Genomic DNA, 6,174 nt, shown 5'->3' on the forward strand with positions numbered 1-6,174 from the left:
GGTTGAAGCTGGGCGCGGCGGTGACGACGTTGATGACGCCCGCCGACATGTTCTTGCCGAACAGGGTTGATTGCGGGCCCTTGAGCACCTCCACCCGTTCCATTTCACCCAGATCGCCGAAGGCGACGCCGCTGCGCGCACGGTACACACCGTCGACGATCGTACCGACCGAGCTTTCGAGGCCGGGATTGTCGCCGACCGTGCCGACGCCGCGGATGCGGATCGAGGTTTGTGCCGGGCTGGTGGAGGAAGTGACGTTCAGGCCCGGCGTGATCGTCTGCAAATCCTTCACGTCGCGCACGCCCGCGGCCTCGAGCTGCTGCTGGTTCAGCACCGACACCACGATCGGCACGTCCTGCAGCCGCTGCTCGCGCTTTTGCGCCGTTACGATGATGTCGCCGGTTTCAGCCTGCGGGCTACGCTCTTCGGCGGCGGCGCTGGTGGTGGTCGCGACGTCCGTTCCCACCTGCGCTTCCGACGATGGCGTCGCCGATGCGGCGTCCTGGGCAAAGGCTGGGCTGGCGGCCACCATGGCGGCGGCAAGCGCGAATACGGACGCAGTGTTACGCAACATGGTTGTTTCTCCCCTGAGCGGGCGCTGATCACGCCTCTCTTCCCGCCACCGTTCGCTGGTGCGGGTTGCGCTCCTTACAGGGGATTACCGCCCGATTGTAAGCTGCCAATTGTGTTAGGGGGGCCCGGCGACCTTCGCCACCCGGCGGCGCGTTCCAGACGTCAGCCGGGCAGCCAGCGGGGGCCGCTGCTCGCCTGATCGTCCAGCGCGATCGGCGACGGGAGATGGATGAATTCCACCTGCATTCCCCAGGGCGCAACGCCAAACCAGCAGCGGTTGCCAGGCCCCTTCTCCTTGCCGCCAAGCTCGATCGGCCCTTCGCGCATCGTGCCTCCGGCATCGCGGAAGCGCGCCGCGGCTTCCTCCAGATCGTCGACGTACAGTGCGAAATGGTGGATCCCCATGTGGCTCGGGGCATCGGCCGTGGCGCCATGCCCGCCCTCCACCTCGAACAATTCCACGTTCGCGCCGTCAGCGATCCGCATCATCCGCATGGCGATGATGCGCGTGCCCGGCTCCAGGCCGTTCTTGTCGTACATCTCGTCGCCTTCCTGCGACTTGCCGCCCTTCTCGATCAGCGCGTAAAGCGTCTTTGCGCCGAACGCCTGCTGGAAGAACCGCTCCGCCGCCTCGATCGATGGCACCGTGATGCCGACATGTTCGATGCCCTTGATCACACCCACGTCCGTCTCCTGTATCGGCAAGAGAACGGCGCCATGCCCGAGCGGTTGCGTAACCGTGGACGGCATGGCTTGAGCGGCGGGAAAAAGCGCATATATACTGATCGTTATGGAATCGACCGCTGCACCGTCCCTGAAGGGCCGTCCGCGTGAGTTCTGCGTTGACGAGGCGCTGAGCAAGGCGCTGGGCGTGTTCTGGGCAAAGGGTTATGAGGGGGCCTCCATGGCCGACCTCACCGATGCCATGGGCATCACCAAGCCGAGCCTTTATGCCGCGTTCGGCAACAAGGAAGCCTTGTTTCACAAGGCGCTCGATCTCTACGAGGCAGAAAAGCTCGCTTATACCCGCGAGGCGCTGAAGCAGCCCACGGCAAGGGCGGTGGCGGAGCATTTCATGCGCGGCGCGATCGAGGCACAGACCAGCACCTGCGATCCCAAGGGATGCCTTGGCGTGATCAGCGCCACTGCCTGCGGCGCCGAAGCGGAATCGATCAAGGCCGATGTGATTGCCCGCCGCGCCTCATCGCAGGAGGCGCTGATCGAGCGCTTCCGCCAGGCGAAGCGCGATGGCGACCTGCCCGATCATGTCGAGCCTGAAAGCCTGACGCTGTACCTTTACGCCATCCTGCAGGGCATGGGCGTACAGTCCGGGTCCGGCGCCTCACGCGAGGAGCTGGAACGTGTCGTGGAGACCAGCCTCATGATGTGGCCCACCGCCTGAGCGGTGGACCCGTGAGGCTGGGGCGACTCTGCTCACGCTGTGTTGAACGACCTTTTTAGTAGGCCGGCGGATCGCTGGCGGGAAAGGATTCGTCCAGCGCCTCGTCCACGCGGGACCAGCGCGCTGGCGGATCCCTGACTTCCTCCGGCCCGGCGTTGCGCACCTGAACGAAGCTCCCCTTCTCGCCCGGCAGACGCGTCAGTGCCGCTGGTGCAATATGGGCTGTGGAAGGCGCGGTCTTCGCGCGGCGCCATCGTCCTCGTCCGACGATATATCCGACGCCCAGCGCCACCACGAACCACGGCCAGGGCGACGGCGCGGCAGGCGGAGTTGGCGTTGCCGCGTTGGGATAGATCCGCGGCAGATCGGCATGGATCGGCTTCAGATCCGCTGGAATTGGAACAGCCTCCATGGGCGGCGGCGACAAAGCGGCGCGGACCGGCGTTGGGTCGGGAGGTGCGACTTGAGCCGCCGCGGGATCGCCGGCCGTCTCGTCATGCCGCGGGGGCGTCACGGCGCCATTGGCTTCGGCAAAGGCGACGCCTGATTCCTCCTCCACCACGATCGTCGGCTGATCGGGGGGCGTCACCTCGCGCCGGTATTTGGTGTCCAGGCCCTCCGCAGCGCCTTCGCCGCGCAAGCCATTGTCCGCCGGTGCCTGGTGGTTGGCGGGATCCGCCATGCCGTACACGCGGGTATCCGGGTCTGCCATCAGCTTATCCTCTTCATCCTGTCTGACAAACCGACGGCGAGCCCGTGCGATCCCGATTGGCACACATGCGAAAGGGACGCGCGACGCCACGCCCGTGCGCCGGCGCGGCAGGATCGGGGCGACCGTAAAAGGATCAAGGCCTGGCAGACTAACGCAGCGGCCAGGTCCACATGACGAGCGGCGTCCCGACCAGCACGATCAGCAACGACAAGGGCGCGCCCAGCCGCGCATAGTCGCCGAACCGATAGCCCCCAGGGCCAAGCACCAGCGTATTGCACTGATGGCCGATGGGCGTCAGGAAATCGCAACCCGCGCCGATCGCCGTCGCAATCAGAAATGCCTCGGGGCGATAGCCCAGGTCGTTGGCAAAAACGGCGGCGATCGGCGCCATCACCAGCACGGTGGCGGCATTGTTGAGGAACGGCGTCACCGCCATCGCCGCCACCATGATCAGCGCCACCGCGCCCGAGGCCGGCAGGCTGGTGGCCAGGTCCGCCAGCCCCGTGGCGATCAGGTCCGACGCGCCGGTGGTCCGCAGCGAATCACTCACTGGGATCAGCGCGCCGAGCATGATCAGGATCGGCCATTCGATCGCCTGATAGGCCTCTCGCGTCGGCAGCGCGCCGGTCGCCACGACGATTCCCGCCGCCGCGAAGAAGGCCACCGCCACCGGCACCAGCTCCAGCGCGGTGGCGGTCATGGCGGCGGCCAGCACGATCAGCGGCAGCCAGCTGCGTCCGCTGCTGCCCAGGCGCAAGGTGCGCTCGGCCAGCGGGAGCACGCCCAGATCCTGCAGCCGGTCCGGAATGCGCGCGAGCGAGCCCTGCAGGACGATCACGTCGCCCGCCGCCAGCTTCGTCTGCCCCAGCCGGCGTGCCAGCCGCTCGCCGGCCCGTGACAGGGCGATCAGGTTCACGCCATAGCGCGACTGCATCCGAAGCCGTTCGGCGGTCTGGCCGACGAGCATCGAATTGGCACCGATCACGCCTTCGATCACGCCGATCTCGTCGCCCTCCTCCTCGCCGGTGAGTTCGCGATGCTCGCCCTCCAGCATCAGGCTGTCACTGGCGATGACGCGTTCCAGCGCGTCGGGCTCGCCCGCCATGATCAGGATATCGCCCTCGCGAAGCTCGACATGGCGCGCCGGCACCGTGCGCATCCCGGCGCGCAGCAGATTGGTGATGGCCACGTCGCGATCATGCCGTTGCAGGAAATCGCCAACGGTCTCGCCGATCGCCGGCGATCCTTCGGGAATGCACGCCTCGGTCACATAGCCGCTGATATCCAGCGCATCGCCCATGGTGGCGGTCGCGCGCCGATCGCGCGGCAGCAAGCGATAACCGAAGCGCAGGAAGATCATCCCGACGATCAGCAGGCTAAGGCCGGTCGGCAGGTAATCGAACATGCTGAACGGCTGCCCGGTCATGTCCTGCCGCACACGGCTGACGATGATATTGGGCGACGTGCCGACCAGCGTCATCAGCCCCCCGAGCAGCGAGGCGAAGGACATGGGCATCAGGAAGACGGACGGGCTAGTCTCGTTCTTCTTGGCCATCTGGAACGCGGCCGGCATCAGCATGGCCAGCGCCCCCACGTTCTTCACCAAAGCGGAGGCGACGCCGACCGACGCGGTCAGCAGCACGAGCTGCGAGCGGACCCGCTTGATCCGGCGCGAAACGAGCGCGAGCGCGCGTTCGATCAGCCCCGAGCGCTGCATCGCCGCCGACATCACCAGCGCCGATCCGACGATGATCACGATGTCGTCCGAAAAGCCGGAAAAGGCGTCCTCCGGCTTGACGATGCCCACCGCGAGCGCCGCCAGCAGCGCCAGGATCGCCGTCACGTCATAGCGGAAACGCCCCCAGATGAAGAAAGCCATCATGCCGGTGAGGACGGCCACCGACAGCCATTGCGGGGTCGTCATGCCCCGGGCCCTTCGGCCCCTGCCCTCACCACCTGTCGCTGCCGCGCAAACGCCAATTTCCCCGTCATGCCGCCGTAACGCGCCATGCGGGGAAAGGGCCCATGAAAATCAGATCGTTGCAGCTTCGGGATAGCGAAGGAGACCGGAGGGCGCCCATGGCTGCAAGCGCCCCCCGGTCAAGCGAGCTTCAGCCTAGAACTGATAGCCAAAGCCCGCATTCGCACCGCCGTAACCCTGGCTGTCGATGGTGGCGCCGACGCGGAAGATCGAATGGCCATCGTTCAGGAAGGTGGATGCGCCGATCGCGAGTGCCGATTGACCGCGATAGGTGCCGCCGCCAACCGCCACCATCGATCGGCCTGGCTCGTTCGCCTGCGGCAGGCCCGCCGCCGCCAGCGCCGAAGAGGTTCCCGCGCTGAGATCGCGACGAACCTCACGCAGGTTGAAATCCATCGATGACAGCGCCTGGTTCAGCCGAGTGTCGGTATAAGCATTCGCCTGGTTCACCGCGGTCTGAAGCCCGCTTTGCAACTGGCCCACGTTGACCGCGTCGGTGGCAGACGTGCCCGCCGCCACGTTGCGCAATACCACCGCGCTGCCCGTGGTGTTGAACGTCACCGATGTACGCCCCTGATCATATTGCACCGAATTGGCGCCCAGCGTCGCGGCCTGCTGCGCCACCTGATTGGTGGCATAAAGCTGGCCACCATTCACCGCCTGCGTCGATCCGGCGGCCACCGTGCCCGCAGCCACATTGTTCAGCGCCACCGCCGCGGCGGGATCTGCCCCCGCGAGCGTGATGCTGTTGGTTCGCGCGCCGGCCGCGTCGCGATCATATTGGACGCTATTTGACGCCTGGGTCGAAACGGCGAAGAGTTGCTGGCCGTTCACCGCGTCCGTCGAGGTGGCGGAAACGGCGCCCCCGGCGATGTTGTGGAGAGCGACGGGCGCAAGCGTGTCGGCGCCCACCAACGTCACGTCGTTGGTCAGCGTCCCGCCGTTCGGCGCGGTCGGATTGTCGGGATTGCTATATTGCACGGGGCTGACGGTGCTGCCGACAACCAGGTTGCTGAAATTGGTGATCGCCGTGGTGTTGGCGCTCACCTGCGCGTTGGTGCTGGCGAGCTGATCGCCGTTCACCGCATCGGTCGACCCCGCCACCACTGCGCCGGCCCGCACGTTGCGCAGGCCCACTGCGCCGCCGCTGGCGCCCACCAGCGTCGCGTCGTCCGTCACGGCGCCGCCATTGGGCGTCGTCGGCGCGGCCGCATCGGCATAGCGGAGCGGCTGATTGGCGAGGCCAGCGCTGATATTGGCGATCTGGGTAGTGTTCGCGTCCACCTGGGTCGTCAGATTCGTGATCGTACCGGTGTTGCCGGCGACCGCCTGGTTCGTGGCGAACAGTTGGTCGCCGTTTACCGCGTCGGTCGATCCGGTGGCCAGCGTTCCCGCCCGCAGATTGTGCAACCCGACGGGCCCGCCGCTTGCCCCGGCGAGGGTGGCGTCATCGGTGACCGTTCCGTCGTTCGGCACCGTGGGGCTGCCGGGCGAGGAGTAGCGAAC

Annotated in this window: 6 protein-coding genes; 1 reads left to right on the forward strand and 5 read right to left on the reverse strand. The window is 66.8% G+C overall.

The window, feature by feature from the left end:
* Both AX702_RS19875 and AX702_RS19880 read right to left on the reverse strand, forming a co-directional pair.
* On the reverse strand, positions 1 to 574 hold a 574-nt coding region (locus tag AX702_RS19875; protein WP_197420699.1), incomplete at its 3' end, for a TonB-dependent receptor plug domain-containing protein.
* A gap of 161 nt (positions 575 to 735) precedes the next feature.
* Entirely contained in the window at positions 736 to 1,257 is a 522-nt protein-coding gene (locus tag AX702_RS19880; RefSeq protein ID WP_197420700.1) for a VOC family protein, read from the reverse strand.
* Positions 1,258 to 1,363: 106 nt separating this feature from the next.
* Between AX702_RS19880 and AX702_RS19885 the strand changes: the two genes are divergently transcribed.
* The gene (locus AX702_RS19885) at positions 1,364 to 1,975 is read left to right on the forward strand and encodes a TetR/AcrR family transcriptional regulator (RefSeq protein ID WP_066782120.1); all 612 of its coding nucleotides are present in this window, start codon (positions 1,364 to 1,366) and stop codon (positions 1,973 to 1,975) included.
* A gap of 55 nt (positions 1,976 to 2,030) precedes the next feature.
* Here AX702_RS19885 and AX702_RS19890 read toward each other — a convergent pair whose 3' ends face one another.
* The 3 genes from AX702_RS19890 to AX702_RS19900 form a co-directional block, all read right to left on the reverse strand.
* On the reverse strand, positions 2,031 to 2,687 hold the full coding sequence (locus tag AX702_RS19890; RefSeq protein WP_066782121.1) for a hypothetical protein: 657 nt from the start codon (positions 2,685 to 2,687) through the stop codon (positions 2,031 to 2,033).
* Positions 2,688 to 2,835: 148 nt separating this feature from the next.
* Positions 2,836 to 4,611 (reverse strand): SLC13 family permease, encoded by a 1,776-nt coding sequence (locus AX702_RS19895; RefSeq protein WP_066782122.1) that lies wholly within the window; start codon positions 4,609 to 4,611, stop codon positions 2,836 to 2,838.
* A gap of 192 nt (positions 4,612 to 4,803) precedes the next feature.
* Positions 4,804 to 6,174, reverse strand: a 1,371-nt coding sequence (locus AX702_RS19900; protein ID WP_197420701.1) for a YadA family autotransporter adhesin, incomplete at its 5' end; no start/stop codon positions are given.

Source organism: Sphingomonas sp. CCH5-D11, from assembly GCF_001557395.1.
Classification (GTDB): domain Bacteria; phylum Pseudomonadota; class Alphaproteobacteria; order Sphingomonadales; family Sphingomonadaceae; genus Sphingomonas.

What these genes read in the sequence shown, in the direction of transcription:
- AX702_RS19885 (WP_066782120.1), top strand. Translation starts at nt 1,364, where the DNA reads ATGGAATCGACCGCTGCACCGTCCCTGAAGGGCCGTCCGCGTGAGTTC.
- AX702_RS19890 (WP_066782121.1), bottom strand. Translation starts at nt 2,687, where the DNA reads ATGGCAGACCCGGATACCCGCGTGTACGGCATGGCGGATCCCGCCAAC.
- AX702_RS19895 (WP_066782122.1), bottom strand. Translation starts at nt 4,611, where the DNA reads ATGACGACCCCGCAATGGCTGTCGGTGGCCGTCCTCACCGGCATGATG.